Source organism: Blastococcus sp. SYSU D00669 (assembly GCF_054050715.1).
The window spans coordinates 23606-42400 of record NZ_JBJGZV010000045.1; the positions used below are offsets into that span (position 1 = coordinate 23606).

Below are 18795 nucleotides of genomic sequence, written 5' to 3' on the forward strand. Positions count from 1 at the left end.
TCCTACGACGAGGCGCGGACCACCAGCTCGGTGGGCAGCACGGCGGTGCCCTGCCCGTCGGCCGAGTCGGGGTCGCTGATCAGGCGGACGAGCAGCTCGGCCATCTCGCGGCCCATCTGCTCCACCGGCTGGCGCACCGACGACAGCGGCGGATCGGTCACCCGCGACAGCGGCGAGTCGTCGAAGCCGACGACGGCGACCTCGTCGGGCACCCGCCGGCCGGCCTCGCGCAGCACCCGCAGCGCGCCGATCGCCATGAGGTCGTTGGCCGCGAAGACGGCGTCGAGGTCGGGCGCGCGCTCGAGCAGCGCGCGCATCGCCCGCACGCCGCTGGCCTCGCTGAAGTCCCCCTCCACCACCAGCGCCGGGTCCTCGGGCACCCCCGCGGCCGCCAGCGCCGCGCGGTAGCCGGCGAGCCGGTCCTGACCGGCCCCCATGTCGTGCGGCCCGGTGATCGTGGCCACCCGCCGGCGCCCGCGCTCGAGCAGGTGCGCCACCCCGGCGCGGGACCCGCCGACGTTGTCGACGTCGACGTAGGCGCCGTCGAACCCCGCCGGCGGCCGCCCGCCGAGCACCACCGGCAGGCCCCGCACCTGCAGCTGCTGCGGCAGCGGGTCGTCGCCGTGCAGCGACGCCATGAGCACGCCGTCGACGTGCTGCGGGGTCAGGTAGTGCTCCAGCGGCCGCTCGGGCCCGGCCGACAGGGCGAGCACGAGCTGCCGGCCGGCCGCGGAGACCCCGGCGCTGATCCCCCGGACGAGCCCGGCGAAGAAGGGCTCGGTGAAGACCCGGTCCTCGCTCTCGGAGATGACCAGCGCGACGGCGTCGGTGCGGCGGGTGACCAGGGCCCGGGCGGCCAGGTTGGGCACGTACCCGAGCTCGGCGACCGCCGCCTCGACCAGCTGGCGGGTGCGCTCGGAGACCTGCGGCGAGCCGTTGATGACCCGCGACACGGTGCCGCGCCCGACCCCCGCCCGCTCGGCGACCTGGTCGAGGGTCGGGCGCTCACCGGTCGCGGTCACCGCGCCAGTATCCCGGTCAGCCCGCGCGGTGCGCGCGGATGAGGTCGGCGTAGAAGCGGCCGCTGTCCTTCACCCGGCGCTGCTGGGTCTCGTAGTCGACGTGCACGATGCCGAACCGCCTGCTGTAGCCGTGCGCCCACTCGAAGTTGTCCATCAGCGACCAGACGAAGTAGCCCTTGAGCGGGACACCGTCGGCGATCGCGCCCGCCGCCGCCTCGAGGTGCCGGGCCAGGAACGCCGTCCGCTCCGGGTCGTGCACGGCGTCGTCGGGGCCGACGACGTCGTCGTAGGCCGAGCCGTTCTCGGTCACGTAGAGCGGGATGTCGCCGTACTCGCGGTGCAGCCGGCGCAGCAGGTCCCCGAGCCCCTCCGGGTCCACCCCCCAGCCCATCGCCGTCAGCGGGGTCTCGGTCGGGCCGAGCGCGGCGAGGTTGGTGCCCGGCATCGGGGACGTGCTCACCATCTGGGTCTGGTAGTAGTTCACGCCCAGCAGGTCCAGCGGCGCGGCGATCGTCGCGGCGTCGCCGTCCCGCTCGAAGGAGAAGTCGCTGACCCCCGCCAGGTCGGCGCGGACGTCGTCCGGGTAGCCCCCGCGCAGCAGCGGGTCGAGGAAGATCCGGTTCTGCCAGCCGTCGGCCCGCCGGACCGCGTCGAGCACCGCCGGGTGGTCGTCGACGGGGGTCATCGGGGCCAGGTTCAGCGTGATGCCGACCTGCTCGGCGCCGCGGGCGCGCAGGGCCTGCACGCCGAGACCGTGCCCCAGCAGCAGGTGGTGCACCGCGGCCACGGCCGCGTCGTGCTCGTGCCGGCCGGGCGCGTGGGCGCCGCTGGCGTAGCCGAGGAACGACGAGCACCAGGGCTCGTTGAGCGTGGTCCAGAAGCGCACGCGGTCGCCGAGGGCTCCGACGACCAGGTCGGCGTACTCGGCGAAGCGGTGCGCGGTGTCGCGCACCGGCCAGCCGCCGGCGTCCTCCAGCTCCTGCGGCAGGTCCCAGTGGTACAGCGTGATCCAGGGCTCGATGCCGCGCTCGAGCAGCTCGTCGACGAGGCCGGAGTAGAAGTCCAGCCCCTTCTGGTTGACCGGGCCGCGACCGCCCGGCTGCACCCGCGGCCAGGAGATCGAGAAGCGGTAGGACCCGAGGCCGAGGTCGGCCATCAGCGCGACGTCGTCCCGCCAGCGGTGGTAGTGGTCGGCGGCGACGTCGCCGGTGTCGCCGTCGCGCACCCGGCCGGGCGTGTGGCTGTAGGTGTCCCAGATCGAGCGGCCCCGGCCGTCCTCGTCCGCGGCGCCCTCGATCTGGTAGGCCGCGGTCGCCGCCCCCCAGAGGAAGTCGTCGGGGAAGCCGGCGGGGTCGGGGCGCGGGGAAGCGGGCACAGGGGTCTCCTCGGGCGGTTGGGAGCGCTCCCGCGCGTAGCGGAGGGAGCGCCGGTCGTCAACGGTCGGCGGATCAGCGCGGGACGTCGTCCCGCAGGAGGTGGTCGCGGATGAGGTTCTTCGGGGTGTAGCGGCGGACGTCGAGGGTCTTCAGGCCGGCGAACTCGTCGCCGAGGGTCTGGTCCACCTGGCCGCGGACGTCGGCCAGCGCCTCGCGCCCCTTGCGCAGCCCGGCGGCGGCCTCGCGGGCCAGCGTGGGCAGCCGCTCGGGGCCGAAGATGAACAGCGCGGCCAGCGCCAGGACGACGATCTCGCCCCAGCCGATCGAGTCGAACACGTCGGCGCCTCCTCAGCGGTGCCCGGCCGGCTCGTCGAGCCGCGAGGGGTTCGCGTCCAGCGACGAGGGGTGCGCGTCCAGCGGCGAGGCCTCGTCGTCGGACAGGTCGTGGAAGTGCTCGGCGGCGTCGCGGCGGGCGCGGCGCCTGTCGACGACGCGGGCGATCTGGATGGCCACCTCGAACAGCACGCACATCGGCAGCGCCATCAGCAGCATCGTGAACGGGTCCTGCGTGGGCGTGACGAACGCGGCGAACACGATGGTGAGGAAGAAGATCCAGCGCCGGCTCTTCTTCAGCACCGCGTAGGACAGGACGCCCACCAGGTTCAGCGCCACGGCGAGCAGCGGCACCTCGAAGCTGATCCCGAAGGCCACCAGCAGGGAGATGACGAACCCGATGTAGTCCTGCGCGGTCAGCGCGACCACCACGCCGTCCCCGGCCAGGCTCAGCAGCAGCTCGAGGCCGGCGGACAGCGAGATGTAGGCGAGCACCGCGCCGAGGGCGAACAGCAGGCTGGAGACGGCGACGAAGCCGATGCCGTAGCGCTTCTCGCTGCTCTTCAGGCCGGGGGTGACGAACGCCCACAGCTGGTAGAGCCAGAACGGCGCGGACAGCACGGCGCCGGCCAGCAGGCTCACCTTCAGCCGGATGAACACCCCGCCGAACACGTCGGTGATCAGCAGCCCGCACTCCCCGCCGGCGTCGCCGTACCGGAGCTCGTCGGGCAGCCCGCAGTACGGCGCCCGGATGAAGTCGCCGAGCCCGTGCGAGTACCACCAGAAGGCGACGGCGCTGGCCGCGAGCAGCGCCAGCAGCGCCTTGGCGATGCGGTTGCGCAGCTCCACGAGGTGCGCGATCAGCGTCATGGTCGCGGCCGGGTCGCGCTCGACCCGCCGCCGGCCCGTCCTCACCGCCGTCCGTCCCAGGGAGCGGTCAGCGGGCGCGGTCGGGCTCGACGACCTCGCCGACCACCACCGGACCGGGGGCGGGCGCGCGGGCGTCGTCCTTCATGCCCTTCAGCTCGCCCTTGAAGATCCGCAAGGAGCGGCCGAGGGCGCGGGAGGCGTCGGGCAGCTTCTTGTAACCGAACAGCAGGAGGACGGCCAGCACGATCAGGCCGATCTCGACGGGACCGAGGTTCACGGGGACTCCTTACTTGCCGAAACCGGCGGTGAGGCCGCTGAGCAGCTGCCGGCGGCCGAACGCGTAGAGGACGGCGATGGGCAGGGTGGTGAGGACGACGGAGGCCGCGACCGCCGGCACGTTGACGCCGTACTGCCCCTGGAAGTTGGCCAGCGCCAGCGGCAGCGGCCGCTGGGACGGGCTCTGGATCAGGATCAGCGGCAGCAGGAAGTTGTTCCAGACCGTGAGTCCCTGGTAGATGCCCACCGTCACCAGCGCCGGCTTGGTCAGCGGGAAGGCCAGGCGCCAGAGCATGGTCCACTCCCCCGCGCCGTCCATGCGCATGGACTCGAACAGCTCGCGCGGGACGTCGCGGATGAAGTTGCCCAGCACCAGCACCGACAGCGGGATGGCGAAGGCGATCGACGGCAGGATGATCGCCAGCAGGGTGTCGTACATCTGCAGCCGGATGATGATCAGGTAGATCGGGATGATCACCGCCTGCAGCGGGATGGCCAGCCCCATGAGGAACAGCGCGTTGCTCCACCGCAGGAACCGGCGGCCGGTGCCGCGGACGATCGCGTAGGCGGCCATGAACGAGATGGCCACCGCCGGGATGGTGGCGCCCAGCGTGACGATCGCGCTGTTGACGAAGTACCGGGCGAAGTCGGCCTCGATGACGAACCGGTAGTTCTCCAGCGTCGGCGAGGCCGGCAGGAACGGGTTGCTCGTGAAGTAGTTGGACCGGGTCTTGAAGCTCGTGACGACGATCCAGTAGATCGGCACGATCACGACGAGCAGCCACAGCCAGGCGAGCCCGCCGCCGAGCCAGTTCGGCCGCTCCCGGTTGCCGGCGCGCCGCAGGCCGCCGCGGGCCCGGGGGTGCTCGCCGAGGTCCGGGGCCGCGCCCGCCCGGGGTGCTGTCACGGTGGCCATCCTCAGGCTCCTTCCAGCTGGCTCTCGTCACCGCGCCCGCCGAGCCGCCGCAGCAGCAGGGCGATGAGCAGGCCGAGGAGGACGAGGACCACGGCGATGGCGCTGGCCGGGCCCATGAGGCTGGCCTGGAAGCCGGTCCGGTACATCTCGAGGGCCAGCGACCGCGTCGCGTCGCCGGGGCCGCCGCCGGTGAGCACCCAGATGAGGTCGAAGAAGGTCAGCGACCCGACGACCATGAGCGTCGACGACGTGATGATCGTGTACTTCAGCTGGGGCAGCGTGATGCTGAAGAACTGCCGCACGCGCCCGGCGCCGTCGAGCTGCGCCGCCTCGTACATCGACTGCGGGATCTGGCGCACGGCGCCCTGGTAGATCAGCGTGTGGAACGGGATGAACTGCCAGGACACGACGAAGACGACGACGCCGAGGGCCAGGCCGTCCTTGCCGAGCCAGTCCTGCTGCAGCAGCGGTGCGCCCAGGCCCGCGCCGAGGCCGAAGTTGGGGTCGAGCAGGGCCTTGTAGGTGATCGCGATCGCGGCCGCCGAGAGCAGCAGCGGGACGAAGAACAGCACCGCCAGGAACTCGCGGTAGCGCTGGCGACCGGCCAGGAAGACGCCGAGCAGGAGGGACAGCGGCGTCTGGAACAGCCAGGACAGCGCCATGATCTCGAAGGTCACCCACAGCGCGTGCGGCAGCCCGGGGTCGGTGAGCACCGCCGTCCAGCTGTCGAACCCGCTCGGGACGATCGCGCCGAGGCCGTCCCAGGTGGTGAAGCTGAGGCCGAGGACGCCCAGCAGCGGGACGACGCCGAACCCCACGAACATGAGCAGCGCCGGCAGCACCAGCCAACCCACCCGGCCGTGGCCGCCCGCCGGCGACGCGGACCGGCGGGTCCGCGTCGCCGGCCCGGCGGGTGGTGCTGCCGGTGGGGCGGTGACGGTCACTTGCCGATGACCGCGTTCATGTTGTCGGCGAACTGCTGCGGCGAGGTGCTGAGCTGGAACAGGCCGGAGATGTTGTCCAGCAGCGTCTCCGCGGCCGTCGGCGAGAGCGCCTGGTCCCAGGACTGCGCGAAGACGCTGGCGTTGCTGGCCGTGTCGTAGACGAAGCCGAGGAACTCGGCGTCCTCGCTGTCGCTGAGCTGGCTGTCGGCGCCGTTGACGATCGGCACGCCACCGGTGGCGATCCACTCGCCGACCTCTTCGTCCTGGAGCACGCCCTCGGTGAAGAACTTCTTGGCGAGCTCCTTCTGCTCCTCGCTGGCGGCCGCGTTGATCGACAGGTACTGCCCCGGGTTGCCCACGGTGTCGGTGGGGTCGCCGGTGCCGCCCTCGACGGGCGGGAAGTTCATCCAGCCGAGGTTGCCGCCGGTCACGAAGTCTCCGCCGTCGGTCTTCATGCTCGCGTAGGTCCACGAGCCGTGGAGCATCATCGCGGCCTTGTCGGTGTAGAGCAGCGCCTGGTCGGCGTTCTGGTCGGCGACGATGGAGGCGAAGCCCTCGATGAAGCCGTTGGCGCGGATCAGGTCCTGGACCATGGTCAGGCCCTGGATCGCCGCCGGGTTGGACCAGGCGTCGGGCTCCCCGTCGAACACGGCCTGGAAGACCTCGGAACCGCCGACGCGGTCGAAGGCGAACTCGAGCCACATCATGTTGGTCCACCGCGACTGGCCGGCCAGGGAGAACGGCGCGATGCCGGCGGCGTTGAACTTCGGGACCAGGTCCATGATGTCGCCCCAGGTCTGCGGCGGCTGCACGCCGACCTGGTCGAAGAGCCGCTTGTTCCAGAAGAGCACGATCGGCTGCACGGTCTCGGCCGGCATGGCGTAGATCTTGCCGTCGATGGTCGCCGGGCCGAAGGACGAGGGGAAGAGCCGGTCGCGGACGTCGGAGTTCTCGTCGAACCACGACGTGAGGTCCTCGACCTGGCCGGCGTCGACCCAGCTCTTGAGGCCACCACCGCCCCAGCCCCAGATGATGGTCGGGCCCTCGCCGGCGCCGAGCGCCGTGCGGATGCGGGTCTTGTACGCGTCGTTCTGGAACGTGGTCGAGGCGATCTGGGTGTCCGGGTTCGCCTCGTTGAAGCGGTCGACCGCCCCCTGGCGGATGTCCTCCTGCGGCTGGCCGCTGAGGAACCAGTAGCTCGCCCCGCCGTCGCTGGCCTGACCGGGGCCCGAGGAGCCGCAGGCGCCGAGCGCCAGCGCGCCGGCGGTGGCCGCCGACAGGCCGAGGAAGTTCCGCCGGGAGAGGGAGAATTGTCCGAGATCCACGCTGGTCTCCGTTGTCCAGAGGCCGCGACAGCCCTGCGCCGCGGCGATCGTCGCCTTCGTGTGCCGTTCGAGTCCCGAGATGGTGGAAGCGCTCCCACCGGCGTACTAGTGTGACCCCCACCACTCGGGGAGGACTGCGGCGCGGACGCTACTTTTCGGCGTGAGCGATGTCAACAAGGTGTTGTGCTATCGGTCACAGTAGGCCACAGTGAGCACAGTTCGTGGCTTGTGCCTGCGGTGATCCGCTCCGCGCTGCCGTCGAAAGGGCAGATCCGTGCCCGAAAAGTCGAACGTTACCGAACTGTGATTTGCGGAGGACCCACGTGACGGCCACGAACCACCCCGACACCGCTGCACCGGCCGCCCCGTGGCACGACCCGGCCCTGCCGGCCGCCGAGCGGGCCGAGCTGCTGCTCGCGCAGCTGACTCTCGAGGAGAAGGTGGCCCAGCTCGGCAGCCGGTGGGTCGGCAACGACATGCAGGACGAGCCGGCGCCCGAGGTCGAGGGCGAGGTGCTCAACGTCGCCCCCATGCAGGACGTCTTCGCCGCCTCGGGCACGACCCCGCTGGAGGAGGCGAGCCGGCACGGGCTCGGCCACCTGACCCGCGTGTACGGCAGCGTTCCGGTGACCGCCGCCGAGGGCGCGGCCGAGCTGGTCCGCCAGCAGCACGTCGTCCTCGGGAACTCCCGCCTGGGCATCCCCGCGCTGGTGCACGAGGAGTGCCTGACCGGGTTCACCGCCTTCCGGGCGACGGTCTACCCGGCCGCGATCGCCTGGGGCGCCACCTTCGACCCCGAGCTGGTGGAGCGGATGGCCGCCGCGATCGGCCGCGACATGGCCGCGCTCGGCGTGCACCAGGGCCTGTCCCCCGTCCTCGACGTCGTCCGCGACTACCGGTGGGGCCGGGTCGAGGAGACGATGGGCGAGGACCCGCACCTGGTGTCGGTGCTGGGCACCGCCTACGTCCGGGGCCTGCAGGGCGCCGGCGTGCTCGCCACGCTCAAGCACTTCGCCGGGTACTCGGCCTCGCGCGCCGGCCGCAACCACGGGCCGGTGTCGATGGGCCGGCGGGAGCTGCTCGACGTCGTCCTGCCCCCGTTCGAGGCCGCGGTGACCCTCGGCCGGGTCGGCTCGGTCATGAACTCCTACTCCGACGTCGACGGCGTCCCCGCCGGCGCCGACCCGTGGCTGCTCACCGACGTGCTGCGCGGCGCCTGGGGCTTCACCGGCACCGTCGTCTCCGACTACTGGTCGGTGCCCTTCCTGGCGACCATGCACCGGGTGGCCGCCGACGCCGCGGGCGCCGGTGCGCTCGCGCTCGCGGCCGGCATCGACGTCGAGCTGCCCGACACCCTCGGGTACGGCGCCGGGCTGGTCGACGCGGTGCGCCGGGGCGAGGTGCCCGAGGAGCTCGTCGACCGCGCCGCCCGCCGGGCACTGCTGCAGAAGGTCGAGCTGGGCCTGCTGGACCCGGGCTGGACGCCCGAGGGGTCGGTCGCCGGGGCCGACGCCGTCGACCTGGACAGCCCCGCCAACCGCGCGCTGGCCCGGGAGATGGCCGAGCGGTCGATCGTGCTGCTCGACGCCGGCGCAGCGCTGCCACTGCTCGGCGACGGGCGCCCGCCGCTGCGCCGGATCGCCGTCGTGGGGCCGTGCGCCGACGACGGCCGCACGATGATGGGCTGCTACGCCTTCCCCAACCACGTCCTCCCCCGCCACCCGGGCTCCGGCCTCGGCATCGAGGTGCCGACGGTCCTGCAGGCGCTGCGCGAGGAGCTGCCGGGGGTGGAGGTCGTCCACGAGGCCGGCTGCCCGGTGCAGGCCGACGACCGGTCGGGCTTCGCCGCGGCGGTCGAGGCGGCGCGCGGCGCCGACCTCTGCGTCGCCGTCGTCGGCGACCTCGCCGGGCTGTTCGGCCACGGCACGTCGGGCGAGGGCTGCGACGCCGACGACCTCCGCCTTCCGGGCGTGCAGGCCGAGCTGCTCGACGCGCTCCTCGACGCGGGCACCCCGGTGGTCGTGGTCGTCGTCTCCGGCCGGCCGTACGCGCTGGGCGGCGTGCACGGCCGGGCGGCCGGCCTCGTGCAGGCGTTCATGCCGGGCGAGGAGGGCGGCGGCGCGGTGGCCCGCGTCCTCTCCGGCCGGGTGCAGCCGGGCGGGAAGCTGCCCGTGCAGATCCCGCACCGCCCGGGCGGCCAGCCCGGCACCTACCTGCAGCCGCCGCTGGGCGGGGCGGAGAGCGCGGGCATCAGCAGCGTCGACTCCACGCCGCTGTTCCCCTTCGGCTTCGGCGCCTCCTACACCTCGTTCGAGGTGAGCGACCTTCGCCTGTCGGCCGAGGAGGTGCCCACCGACGGCGCCTTCACCGCGACCGTGCGGCTGCGCAACAGCGGCGACCGGCCGGGCGACGAGGTGGTGCAGCTGTACCTTTCCGACGTGGTCGCCTCGGTGGTCCGGCCGGTGAAGCAGCTGACCGGGTTCCGCCGCGTCTCCCTCGCCCCGGGCCAGGCGGTGGACGTGGCGTTCGAGGTGCACGCCGACCGGACCGCCTTCTCCGGCCGCGACCTGCGCCGGATCGTCGAGCCCGGCGACGTCGAGGTGCTCGTGGGCACCTCCTCGGCGGCGCTGCCCTGCCGCGGCACCGTGCGGCTCGCCGGCCCCGTCCGCGAGGTGGGGGCCGACCGGCGGCTGGTCACCCCGGTGACCGTGCGGGCGTGCCCGTGACCACCGCCCGCGAGGGGCGCGCCACGCTCGCCACGGTCGCGGCCGCGGCGGGGGTGTCGGTCGCGACGGTCTCCAAGGTCCTCAACGGCCGCAGCGACGTCGCCCCGGCCACCCGCGGGCTGGTGCAGAACCTGCTGGTCGAGTACGACTACGTCGGCCGCGGCGCCGACTCGGTGCGCCGCGCCGTCCCCACCGTGCGTCCGACGGTCGAGCTGGTCTACGCCGGCGACGGCCTCAACGCCTACTCCACCGAGGTGCTGCAGGGCGTCCTCGGCGCCGCGGGGGCGATGGGCGTCGCGGTGGTCGTCAGCATCCGCACGCCGGGGCAGCGCCGGTCGGAGTCCGGCCGGCCGGCCGCGTGGGCCGGCGAGCTGGCGGCGGCCGGGCGGCGGGCGGTCATCGCCGTCGTCGACGAGCTGACGACGGCGGACCTCACCGCGCTGTCCCGGGCCCGCCTCCCGCTGGTGGTCATCGACCCGGTGAACCTGCCGCACGCCGACGTCCCCAGCGTCGGCTCGACCAACTTCACCGGCGGGCTGTCGGCCACCCAGCACCTCCTCGACCTCGGGCACCGCCGGATCGCCTACGTCGGGGGACCGGTCACCTCGGCCTGCAACCGGGCCCGGCTGCACGGCTACCGGGCCGCGATGGACGCCGCCGGCGCCCCCGTGCCGCCGGAGTACGTGCGCTTCGGCGACTTCCGGCACGCCGACGGGCTGGCGCAGGGCGGCGCGCTGCTCGACCTGCCCGAGCCGCCGACCGCGGTGTTCGCCGGTTCCGACGAGACCGCGGTGGGCGTGCTGGAGGCGGCGCGGGCGCGGGGGCTGCGCATCCCCGAGGACCTCAGCGTGGTGGGCTTCGACGACACCGAGGTCGCCCGGCTGTCCTCGCCCGCGCTGACCACCGTGCGCCAGCCGCTGCAGGAGATGGGCACGGTCGCGCTGCGGACGGCGATGCAGCTCGCCGACGGCCAGCCGATCGCCTCGCACCACGTCGAGCTGGCCACCGAGCTGGTCGTCCGGCAGTCGGCCGCCCGCGCCCCGGCCCGAGGTGGCACGGTGGGGGCGTGAGCACCTCCCCCGCCGAGGTCGGCCGCGCCCGCGCCGACGAGTACCTGCGCCTGCTGTCCGCCGACGAGCCCGCCGCCGACGAGCTGCTGGCCGGCCTGACCGAGGTGCGCGAGCTGGTCTTCCTCGGCGCCGGGCTGACCGCCGTCGCCCGCGCCCTCGGCCGCGCGCTGCCCCCGGCGCAGCGCGCCCAGGCCAGCACCCGGCAGCTGAAGCTGGGCCAGGTGCGCGACGCCAACCGCGACGACCCCGACGGCCTGCGCGTCTGGCTGCGGCGGGCCGGCGAGGAGGTGCTGTTCCTCCGCTCGCTGCGCGCCGCCGCCGACCGCGCGGCGGGTTGACCGGACGACCGCCCCCTGAGCCGGGTCGCGGCGCGGCTCAGCGGACGGCCGCGCGGGTCGAGCCGCGCGCCGGTCAGGTGCCGCGGGCGGCGGAGCGGGCCAGCGGCAGGCCGGCCACCAGCAGCCCGCCGAGCAGCGCGTAGGTCCACGGCAGGCCGATGCCGGCCGCGACCACGCCCGGCAGCAGGGCCCCGAGCCCGGTGCCGCCGTCGAACGCCGCGTTCCAGAACGCGCTCGCCGTCGTCGCGCCGTCGTCCCCGGCCCGCCGGAAGGCGGCCAGCAGGGTCAGGTTCTGCGCGGCGCCGTAGCCGAGGCCGAACACGGTGGCGCCGGCCAGCACCGTCGCCGTCCCCTCCTCCACGCCGAGCGCGAGCACGACGATGCCGACCGCGGAGAGCAGCACCGACAGGGGCAGCAGCCCGCGCGTGCCGATCCGGTCGGCCAGCAGCCCCGCCCGCCAGCGGCTGATCGCGGCGGTGAGGTTCATCAGCAGCAGCGCGCCGGTGGCGATCAGCGCGTCCGGCCGCTCGATGGGCAGGAAGGTGACCACGGCGCCCCCCGCGGCGGTCACCGCGAACAGCAGCAGCGAGGGGACGAGCACCGCCCGGCGGGCGGCACCGGGCGAGCCGGTCGCGCGCGCCGGCGCCGGTGCGGCGCGCACCAGCCGCGGGACGAGGGGTAGCGCCAGCACCGGGGCGGCGGCCAGCCAGGCCAGCCAGCCGGCGTGCCCGCCGAGCACCAGCGCCACCCCGAGCGGGACGGCGATCAGCTGCGGGACGGCGATCGCCAGGCCGTACAGCCCGATCGACTCCCCCCGCCGCTCGGGCGGCACCAGCAGCCCGGCCAGCGTCGACCCGAGCACCGTCAGGACGGCGAAGCCCGCGCCGCGGACGGCCGAGATGCCGGCCAGCCACGCGAGCGAGTCGCCCGCCGCGTACAGGGGCGAGGGCGCCCCGAGGGCGATGAGCCCGGCGCAGAGCACCGGTCCGAGACCGAAGCGCGCGGTCAGCGGTGGCACCGCCAGCTGCAGCGCGATGGTGACCAGCAGGAACACCGTGGTCACCAGGCCCGCGGAGGTGGCCGACGCCCCGCCCGCGACGGCGTAGGCCGGCAGCGAGGCCAGCGTCAGGCAGAAGCTGAGGAAGCCCAGCGCCGTCGCCGCGATCAGCGCCCGCAGCGCCGGCGACCGCCACAGCGACGTCCGCGTCTCTCCCCCGACCACGGGCACACGGTATGCAGGGGCGGTGCCCCTGCTGACCATCGGCCACGGCCCGGACGACCGCACCCGGCTCAGCGAGCGGCTGACCTCGGCCGGCATCGGGCTCGTGGTCGACGTGCGGCGCTTCCCGGGCAGCCGGAGCAACCCCGACGTCCGCCGCGAGGCGCTGGCGGAGTGGCTGCCGCGGGCCGGCGTCGGCTACCGCTGGGAGGAGCGGCTCGGCGGGCGACGGCGGTTGCCCCGCGACGAGCCGGTCGCCGACGGCTGGTGGACCGACGCCGCGTTCGCCGCCTACGCCGCCCACACCCGCACGCCGGAGTTCACCGCGGCGCTGGAGGAGGTGCTCGGCGAGGCGTCGGCCGCCGCGGTCGCGGTGATGTGCAGCGAGAGCGTGTGGTGGCGGTGCCACCGCCGGCTGGTCGCCGACGTCGCCGTCCTCGCCCGGGGTGTGCCGGTGACCCACCTGATGCCCGACGGCCGGCACGCCGAGCACCGCCCGTCGGAGGGCGCGGTGCTCGGCGACGACGGCCTGGTCCGCTGGCCCTAGGGCAGACCCTCGAACGGGTTGCGCAGCGGCGGCGCTCCCGCCGGCCGCGGCGGCCGGGCGGGGGTGCGACCGCCGGGCACGCCGCTCATCCCATGTGCGGGTAGCGGTGGTCGGTGGGCGGCACGAACGTCTCCTTGATCGACCTCGTCGACGTCCACCGCAGCAGGTTCTGCGCGGCCCCGGCCTTGTCGTTGGTGCCCGAGGCCCGCCCGCCGCCGAAGGGCTGCTGCCCGACGACGGCGCCCGTCGGCTTGTCGTTGACGTAGAAGTTGCCGGCCGCGAACCGCAGGAACCGCTGGGCGTGCGCGATCGCCGCGCGGTCCTGGGCGATGACCGAGCCGGTGAGCGCGTACGGGGCCACCGACTCCATCTGCGCGAGCACCGTGTCGTAGTCGGCGTCGTCGTAGACGTGCACCGCCAGCACGGGCCCGAAGTACTCGGTGGTGAACACCTGGTGCCCGGGGTCGGTGCCCTCGACGATCGTCGGCCGCACGAAGAAGCCCTCGCTGTCGTCGACCGTGCCGCCGGCGGCGACGGTCAGGGCCGGGTCGTTCTTGGCCGCGTCGAGCACCCGCGCCAGCTTGTCGAAGGCGCGCCGGTCGATCACCGCACCCATGAAGTTCGAGAGGTCGGTGACGTCGCCCATGGGCAGCGCCTCGGTCTCGGCGACCAGGTCGTCGCGCAGCCGCGCCCAGACGCTGCGCGGCACGTAGGCCCGCGAGGCCGCCGAGCACTTCTGCCCCTGGTACTCGAAGGCGCCGCGGACCAGCGCGGTGCGCAGGACGTCGACGTCGGCCGACGGGTGGGCGACGACGAAGTCCTTGCCGCCGGTCTCCCCCACCACCCGCGGGTAGGTGCGGTAGCCGGCGATGTTCTCCCCCACGGTCCGCCACAGGTGCTGGAAGACGGCGGTGGACCCGGTGAAGTGGATGCCGGCCAGGTCGGGGTCGGCGAGGACGACGTCGGAGACGGCGATCCCGTCGCCGGGCAGCAGGTTGACCACACCGGGCGGCAGCCCGGCCGCCTCGAGCAGCCGCATCGTGAAGTGCGCCGCGAGCTGCTGGGTGGGCGAGGGCTTCCAGACGACGGTGTTGCCCATCAGCGCGGGCGCCGTCGGCAGGTTGCCGGCGATCGCGGTGAAGTTGAACGGGGTGATCGCGTAGACGAACCCCTCCAGCGGGCGGTGGTCGACGCGGTTCCAGACCCCGGCCGACGAGACCGGCTGCTCCTCGAGCACCTCCCGCGCGAAGTGCACGTTCCAGCGCCAGAAGTCGATGAGCTCGCAGGCGCTGTCGATCTCGGCCTGGTAGGCGGTCTTGCTCTGGCCGAGCATCGTCGCGGCGTTGAGCGTCTGCCGCCAGGGGCCGGCCAGCAGGTCGGCGGCCTTGAGGAAGACCGCGGCCCGGTCGTCGAAGGAGAGGTCCCGCCACGCCGGGGCGGCGTCCTTGGCCGCGCGCACCGCGGCCTCCGCGTCGGCGTGCGTCGCGTGCGCCGACCGGCCCAGGACGGCGCTGTGCCGGTGTGGTTGGACCACCTCGAACTCAGGCCCGCCGGGCATCCGCTCCTGCCCGCCGACGGTCATGGTCAGGTCGAACGGCGCGTCGGCCAGCTCGGCGAGCCGCAGCTCCAGCCCGGCTCGCTCGGGCGAGCCCGGGGCGTAGGAGAGCACCGGCTCGTTGCGCGGCGGCGGTACGCGGGTGACGGCGTCCATGGCGTGCTCAGCCTTTCGTCGCGAGGGACCGGAGGAAGAAGCGCAGGTTGGCGGGGCGCTCGGCCAGCCGCCGCATGAAGTAGCCGTACCAGTCGACGCCGTACGGCACGTAGGCGCGCACCCGGACGCCGGCTGCGGCCAGCCGGCGCTGCTCGTCGGGGCGGATGCCGTAGAGCATCTGCACCTCCCACGAGTCGGGCCGGCGCCCGTACGCGGCGGCCAGCCGCTGCGCGAGCTCGACCAGCCGGGGGTCGTGCGAACCGACCATCGGGTAGCCCGCACCGCGCATCAGGACGCCGAGGCTGCGGGCGTAGGCGGCGTCGACCTCCCGCCGCGTCCGGAACGCGACCTCCGGCGCCTCCCGGTAGGCGCCCTTGACCAGCCGCACCCGCGAGCCGGCGCCGGCCAGGGCGCGGGCGTCGTCCTCGGTGCGGCGCAGCATCGCCTGCAGGACCGCGCCGGTCCACGGGTGGTCGCGGCGCAGCTCGCCCAGGGCGGCGAGGGTCGCGTCGACGGTGCTCGAGTGCTCCATGTCGAGGGTGACCGTGGTGCCCGTCGCCGTCGCGGCCTCCACGACCGGGCGCACCAGCTCCAGCGACAGGTCCTCCCCGCCCGGCAGCGCCTGGCCGAACGCCGACAGCTTGACCGACACCTCGGCGGCCGGGCCCAGCCGCAGGGGGGCCAGCGCGTCGAGCGCGGCCAGGTAGGCGTCGCGGGAGCGCTTGGCCTCGGCCCGGTCGGTGACGTCCTCGCCCAGGTGGTCGAGGGTGATCGTGATCCCGTCGGCGGCCAGCGCCCGGACGGCGGCCAGCGCGTCCTCCAGCGTCTCCCCGGCCACGAACCGGTCGACGACCCGCCGGGTGGCCGGGGTCCGCAGCACCAGGCGGCGCAGCGCCGGGCGGCGCGAGGCCGCCAGCAACGCTCTCTGCATCAGCACCGGCCACCTCCGCGGGGACGACGTCCACCCCCGACGCTAGGCATCGCGGGGATCACCTGCCAGAGCGAGAGCGGGGAGATCGTTGCTCACCTAAACTTGGCCCAATGGCTGCAGGACGAGAGGCACCGCCTCGCGACGGCGCCGACGTCCTGCGGGCCCTGCGGACGGCGACCGCGCGCGAGCACGAGCAGGTCGAGAGCGCGCTCGACCTGATGAGCCCGGAGCTCGACCGCGAGCGGCTGGCCGACGTCCTCACCCGGCTGCACGCCTTCTGGCGGGCGGCCGAGGCCGGGCTCGACCGGTGGGCCGAGCACGCACCCGACGACGCCGCGGCTCTCGACTGGGGCCGTCGGCGGCGGTCGGCGCTGTTCGCCGCCGACCTCGCCGCCCTAGGGGCCGCCGCCTCCGCCGAGCTGCCCGAGCTGCCGGGGGTCGGGAGCACCGACGAGGCGCTGGGCCGGATGTACGTGCTCGAGGGCTCGACGCTCGGCGGCACGTTCATCGACCGCCACCTGGCCGCGCTGCCCGGGCTCGGGGTCCGGGTGGGCGCCTTCTCGCCCTACGGCGAGGACACCGGCGTCATGTGGCACGCCTTCCGCAGCTTCACACGCCGCCGCACCGAGGACGCCGACCGCGTGGTCGGCGCGGCGTCGGCGACGTTCCGCGCCCTCGCCGAGTGGTGCGCGCCGGTGGCGGCGTGACCGGGCAGGTGCCGGAGGTCGAGTTCCTCGCCCCCGGCACGCCGGTGGACCTGACCAACTGCGAGCGCGAGCCGATCCACGTCCCGGGCAGCATCCAGCCCCGCGGCGTCCTGCTGGCCGTCAGCGAGCCGCACCTCGTCGTCCAGCAGGTGTCGCAGAACCTCGCGACGCTGACCGGGGTGGCCCCGGCCGACGCGCTGGGCCGGCCGCTCGCCGACGTCCTCGGCGTGGCCTGCGCCGACCTGGTGGCGCGCTCGGCCAGCGCCTTCGGCGACCTGCGCGAGCGCAACCCGGTCGAGCTGACCCTCGACGTCGACGGCAGCCCGGTGCCGGTCGACGCGATCCTGCACCGCGCGGTGATCCGGCCGGGCGACCCGCCCCTGCCGGGACAGCCGGGTCCGCCGGTGAGCGGGGCCGGCGCCGAGGCCGTGTCCAGCCTGGTCGTCGAGCTCGAGCCGGCCCGCGGGCCGCGGCCGTTCTCCTTCCCGAACACCTACCAGGCGGTGCGCGGCACGGTCGGCGAGCTGAACCGGGCGAGCTCGCTGCAGGAGCTCTACGACATCACCGCCCAGGCGGTGCGCACCCTCACCGGCTTCGACCGGGTGATGGTCTACCGCTACGACGCCGACTACAACGGCGAGGTCGTCGCCGAGGCCAAGGCCGAGCACCTCAACTCCTTCCTCGGGCTGCACTACCCGGCCAGCGACATCCCGGCCCAGGCGCGGGCGCTGTACGAGAAGAACTGGATCCGGCTGATCTCCGACGTCGGCTACGTGCCCTCGCCGCTGACCCCGACCGACCACCCCGGCAACGGCCGGCCGCTGGACCTGACGTACTCCACGCTGCGCAGCGTCTCCCCCATCCACCTCGAGTACCTCGCGAACATGGGCGTGCGCGCCTCGATGTCGATCTCGCTGCTGCGCGACGACACGCTGTGGGGCCTCATCGCCTGCCACCACTACGAGGGCCCGCACGCCCCGCCGTACGCGACCCGGGCGGCGGCGGAGTTCCTCGGCTCGACGCTGTCGCTGCGGCTGGTCGACCGGGCGCTGGAGGAGGAGACGCAGCGGGCTCTGCAGGTCCGCTCGACGCTGGCCTGGCTCACCGCGGCCACCCTCGACGAGGACCGCCCGCTGGCCGACACCCTGCTCGGCGACCCCGACCTGCTCGACCTGCTGCCCGCCGACAGCGTCGCCGTCCGGCTGCAGGGCCACTCGGGCGTCCGGGGCGCGCCGCTGCCCGAGGGCCTGGCCGAGGTGGTCGCCGACTGGGCGACCACCCGCGGCGCCGACGTGGTCAGCACCGACGCGCTGCCGCGGCTGGCGCCGGAGCTGGCGGCGCCGCTGGACACCGCCTGCGGCGTGCTCGCCGTCCCGCTGCCCGAGGGCCAGTACATCGTCTGGTTCCGCGGCGAGCAGGTGCGGCACGTCGACTGGGGCGGCGACCCGCACAACAAGGCGATCGCCCGGCAGCAGGGTGACGAGGTCCGGCTCTCACCGCGCAAGTCCTTCGACCGGTGGCGGGAGACCGTGCGCGGCCGCTCCGAGCCGTGGACCGGCCAGGAGGTCGCCGAGGCCACCGAGCTGCGCACCCACCTGCTCGAGGCGCTCTACGCCCGCTCGCGCAGCATCGTGCGCGCCGCCGAGTCCTTGCAGCGCAGCCTGCTCACCGACCCAGCGCAGCCGGACCACCTGGAGGTGGCGGTGCGCTACGTGCCGGCCGCGCGCGAGGCGCAGGTGGGCGGCGACTGGTACGACGTCTTCTCCCAGCCCGACGGGTCGACGGTGCTGGTCATCGGCGACGTCGCCGGCCACGACACCCAGGCGGCGGCCACCATGGCCCAGCTGCGCGGCCTGCTGCGCGGCATCGCCTACGACAGCGCCGCCGGGCCGGCGGAGGTGCTCGACCGGCTCGACGCCGCGATCGCGGGCCTGCAGCTGGGCGCCATGGCCACCGTCCTGGTCGGCCGGATGTGCCCCGCCGAGGACGACGGCAGCACCCGGCTGCGCTGGTCCAGCGCCGGCCACCTGCCGCCGGTGGTCGTCGGACCCGACGGCGCGCAGGAGGTGCTCACCGGCACGGGGCTGATGCTCGGCGTCGACCCCACCGCGACCCGCACCGACCGCGAGCACGTGCTGGCCCCGGGCGCGACGGTGCTGCTCTACACCGACGGCCTGGTCGAGCGCCGCGACCAGGTCTTCGACGACGGCATCGCGCAGCTGCGCGACGCCCTCGCCGACCTCCGTGGGCGCCCCGTCGATCAGCTCAGCGACGCGCTGCTGGCCCGGCTGCTGCCCGAGGAGCGCGCCGAGGACGACGTCGCGCTGGTCGCCGTCCGGCTGCGGGGCTGACCTAGTTGTACTGCCCAGACAGGTTGGTCAGGCGGGCGATCGGTGGGCGTCGTCCGATAGCGGTGTGGGGCCGGTGATGGTTGTACTCGTGTAGCCATCCCGGCAGGGCCTGGCGGCGGGCGGTCTCGCTGAG

At 74.5% G+C, this 18795-nt stretch carries 18 protein-coding genes; 6 read left to right on the forward strand and 12 right to left on the reverse strand.

All coding sequences use genetic code 11. The features are described 5' to 3' along the window. Positions 1 to 2: 2 nt before the first annotated feature. The 8 genes from ACI8AF_RS23500 to ACI8AF_RS23535 form a co-directional block, all read right to left on the reverse strand. On the reverse strand, positions 3 to 1022 hold the full coding sequence (locus ACI8AF_RS23500) for a LacI family DNA-binding transcriptional regulator (RefSeq protein WP_456542185.1): 1020 nt from the start codon (positions 1020 to 1022) through the stop codon (positions 3 to 5). Positions 1023 to 1038: 16 nt separating this feature from the next. Continuing rightward, positions 1039 to 2397 carry a GH1 family beta-glucosidase gene (locus tag ACI8AF_RS23505; protein WP_456542186.1) on the reverse strand — a complete coding sequence of 453 codons (1359 nt, stop codon included), beginning with the start codon at positions 2395 to 2397 and terminating at the stop codon, positions 1039 to 1041. 73 nt (positions 2398 to 2470) lie between these two features. Further along, positions 2471 to 2734: a twin-arginine translocase TatA/TatE family subunit gene (locus tag ACI8AF_RS23510; protein ID WP_456542187.1), complete on the reverse strand. Its 264-nt coding sequence runs from the start codon at positions 2732 to 2734 to the stop codon at positions 2471 to 2473. 12 nt (positions 2735 to 2746) lie between these two features. Next, entirely contained in the window at positions 2747 to 3646 is a 900-nt protein-coding gene (gene tatC, locus ACI8AF_RS23515) for a twin-arginine translocase subunit TatC (protein ID WP_456542188.1), read from the reverse strand. Positions 3647 to 3668: 22 nt separating this feature from the next. After that, entirely contained in the window at positions 3669 to 3878 is a 210-nt protein-coding gene (locus ACI8AF_RS23520; RefSeq protein WP_456542189.1) for a twin-arginine translocase TatA/TatE family subunit, read from the reverse strand. Positions 3879 to 3887: 9 nt separating this feature from the next. Then, entirely contained in the window at positions 3888 to 4793 is a 906-nt protein-coding gene (locus tag ACI8AF_RS23525) for a carbohydrate ABC transporter permease (RefSeq protein WP_456542190.1), read from the reverse strand. A 2-nt stretch (positions 4794 to 4795) separates the two neighbouring features. Beyond that, positions 4796 to 5737 (reverse strand): carbohydrate ABC transporter permease, encoded by a 942-nt coding sequence (locus ACI8AF_RS23530; protein ID WP_456542191.1) that lies wholly within the window; start codon positions 5735 to 5737, stop codon positions 4796 to 4798. Next, positions 5734 to 7062: an extracellular solute-binding protein gene (locus ACI8AF_RS23535; RefSeq protein WP_456542192.1), complete on the reverse strand. Its 1329-nt coding sequence runs from the start codon at positions 7060 to 7062 to the stop codon at positions 5734 to 5736. Before ACI8AF_RS23535 ends, ACI8AF_RS23530 begins: the two co-directional genes overlap by 4 nt. Positions 7063 to 7385: 323 nt before the next feature. Here ACI8AF_RS23535 and ACI8AF_RS23540 point away from each other — a divergent pair, with 323 nt between their 5' ends. Genes ACI8AF_RS23540 through ACI8AF_RS23550 form a run of 3 tightly spaced genes read left to right on the forward strand, consistent with a single transcriptional unit; the run spans position 7386 to position 11196 of the window. Continuing rightward, the gene (locus ACI8AF_RS23540) at positions 7386 to 9788 is read left to right on the forward strand and encodes a glycoside hydrolase family 3 N-terminal domain-containing protein (protein ID WP_456542193.1); all 2403 of its coding nucleotides are present in this window, start codon (positions 7386 to 7388) and stop codon (positions 9786 to 9788) included. Beyond that, positions 9779 to 10858, forward strand: a complete 1080-nt coding sequence (locus ACI8AF_RS23545; RefSeq protein ID WP_456542194.1) for a substrate-binding domain-containing protein — start codon at positions 9779 to 9781, stop codon at positions 10856 to 10858. Before ACI8AF_RS23540 ends, ACI8AF_RS23545 begins: the two co-directional genes overlap by 10 nt. Further along, the gene (locus tag ACI8AF_RS23550) at positions 10855 to 11196 is read left to right on the forward strand and encodes a hypothetical protein (protein WP_456542195.1); all 342 of its coding nucleotides are present in this window, start codon (positions 10855 to 10857) and stop codon (positions 11194 to 11196) included. The genes ACI8AF_RS23545 and ACI8AF_RS23550 overlap by 4 nt, the downstream gene beginning before the upstream one ends. A gap of 73 nt (positions 11197 to 11269) precedes the next feature. On the opposite strand, the gene ACI8AF_RS23555 is transcribed toward ACI8AF_RS23550, so the two are convergent. Beyond that, a complete protein-coding gene (locus tag ACI8AF_RS23555; protein ID WP_456542196.1) occupies positions 11270 to 12418 on the reverse strand; it encodes an MFS transporter in 1149 nt (382 codons plus the stop codon). Between the two features lie 22 nt (positions 12419 to 12440). On the opposite strand from ACI8AF_RS23555, the gene ACI8AF_RS23560 reads away from it, so the two are divergent. Further along, positions 12441 to 12962: a DUF488 domain-containing protein gene (locus tag ACI8AF_RS23560; protein WP_456542197.1), complete on the forward strand. Its 522-nt coding sequence runs from the start codon at positions 12441 to 12443 to the stop codon at positions 12960 to 12962. 85 nt (positions 12963 to 13047) lie between these two features. Here the strand turns inward: ACI8AF_RS23560 and pruA are convergent, their stop codons facing one another. Both pruA and ACI8AF_RS23570 read right to left on the reverse strand, forming a co-directional pair. After that, entirely contained in the window at positions 13048 to 14673 is a 1626-nt protein-coding gene (pruA, locus tag ACI8AF_RS23565; RefSeq protein ID WP_456542198.1) for an L-glutamate gamma-semialdehyde dehydrogenase, read from the reverse strand. A gap of 7 nt (positions 14674 to 14680) precedes the next feature. Further along, positions 14681 to 15604, reverse strand: coding sequence for a proline dehydrogenase family protein (locus ACI8AF_RS23570; protein ID WP_456542199.1), 924 nt, complete (start codon positions 15602 to 15604; stop codon positions 14681 to 14683). 110 nt (positions 15605 to 15714) lie between these two features. On the opposite strand from ACI8AF_RS23570, the gene ACI8AF_RS23575 reads away from it, so the two are divergent. Then, positions 15715 to 16311, forward strand: coding sequence for a biliverdin-producing heme oxygenase (locus ACI8AF_RS23575; protein WP_456542200.1), 597 nt, complete (start codon positions 15715 to 15717; stop codon positions 16309 to 16311). After that, positions 16308 to 18662, forward strand: a complete 2355-nt coding sequence (locus tag ACI8AF_RS23580; protein ID WP_456542201.1) for a SpoIIE family protein phosphatase — start codon at positions 16308 to 16310, stop codon at positions 18660 to 18662. The genes ACI8AF_RS23575 and ACI8AF_RS23580 overlap by 4 nt, the downstream gene beginning before the upstream one ends. Position 18663: 1 nt before the next feature. Here the strand turns inward: ACI8AF_RS23580 and ACI8AF_RS23585 are convergent. Continuing rightward, the coding region (locus ACI8AF_RS23585; RefSeq protein ID WP_456542203.1) for an integrase core domain-containing protein at positions 18664 to 18795 on the reverse strand (132 nt) is incomplete at its 5' end.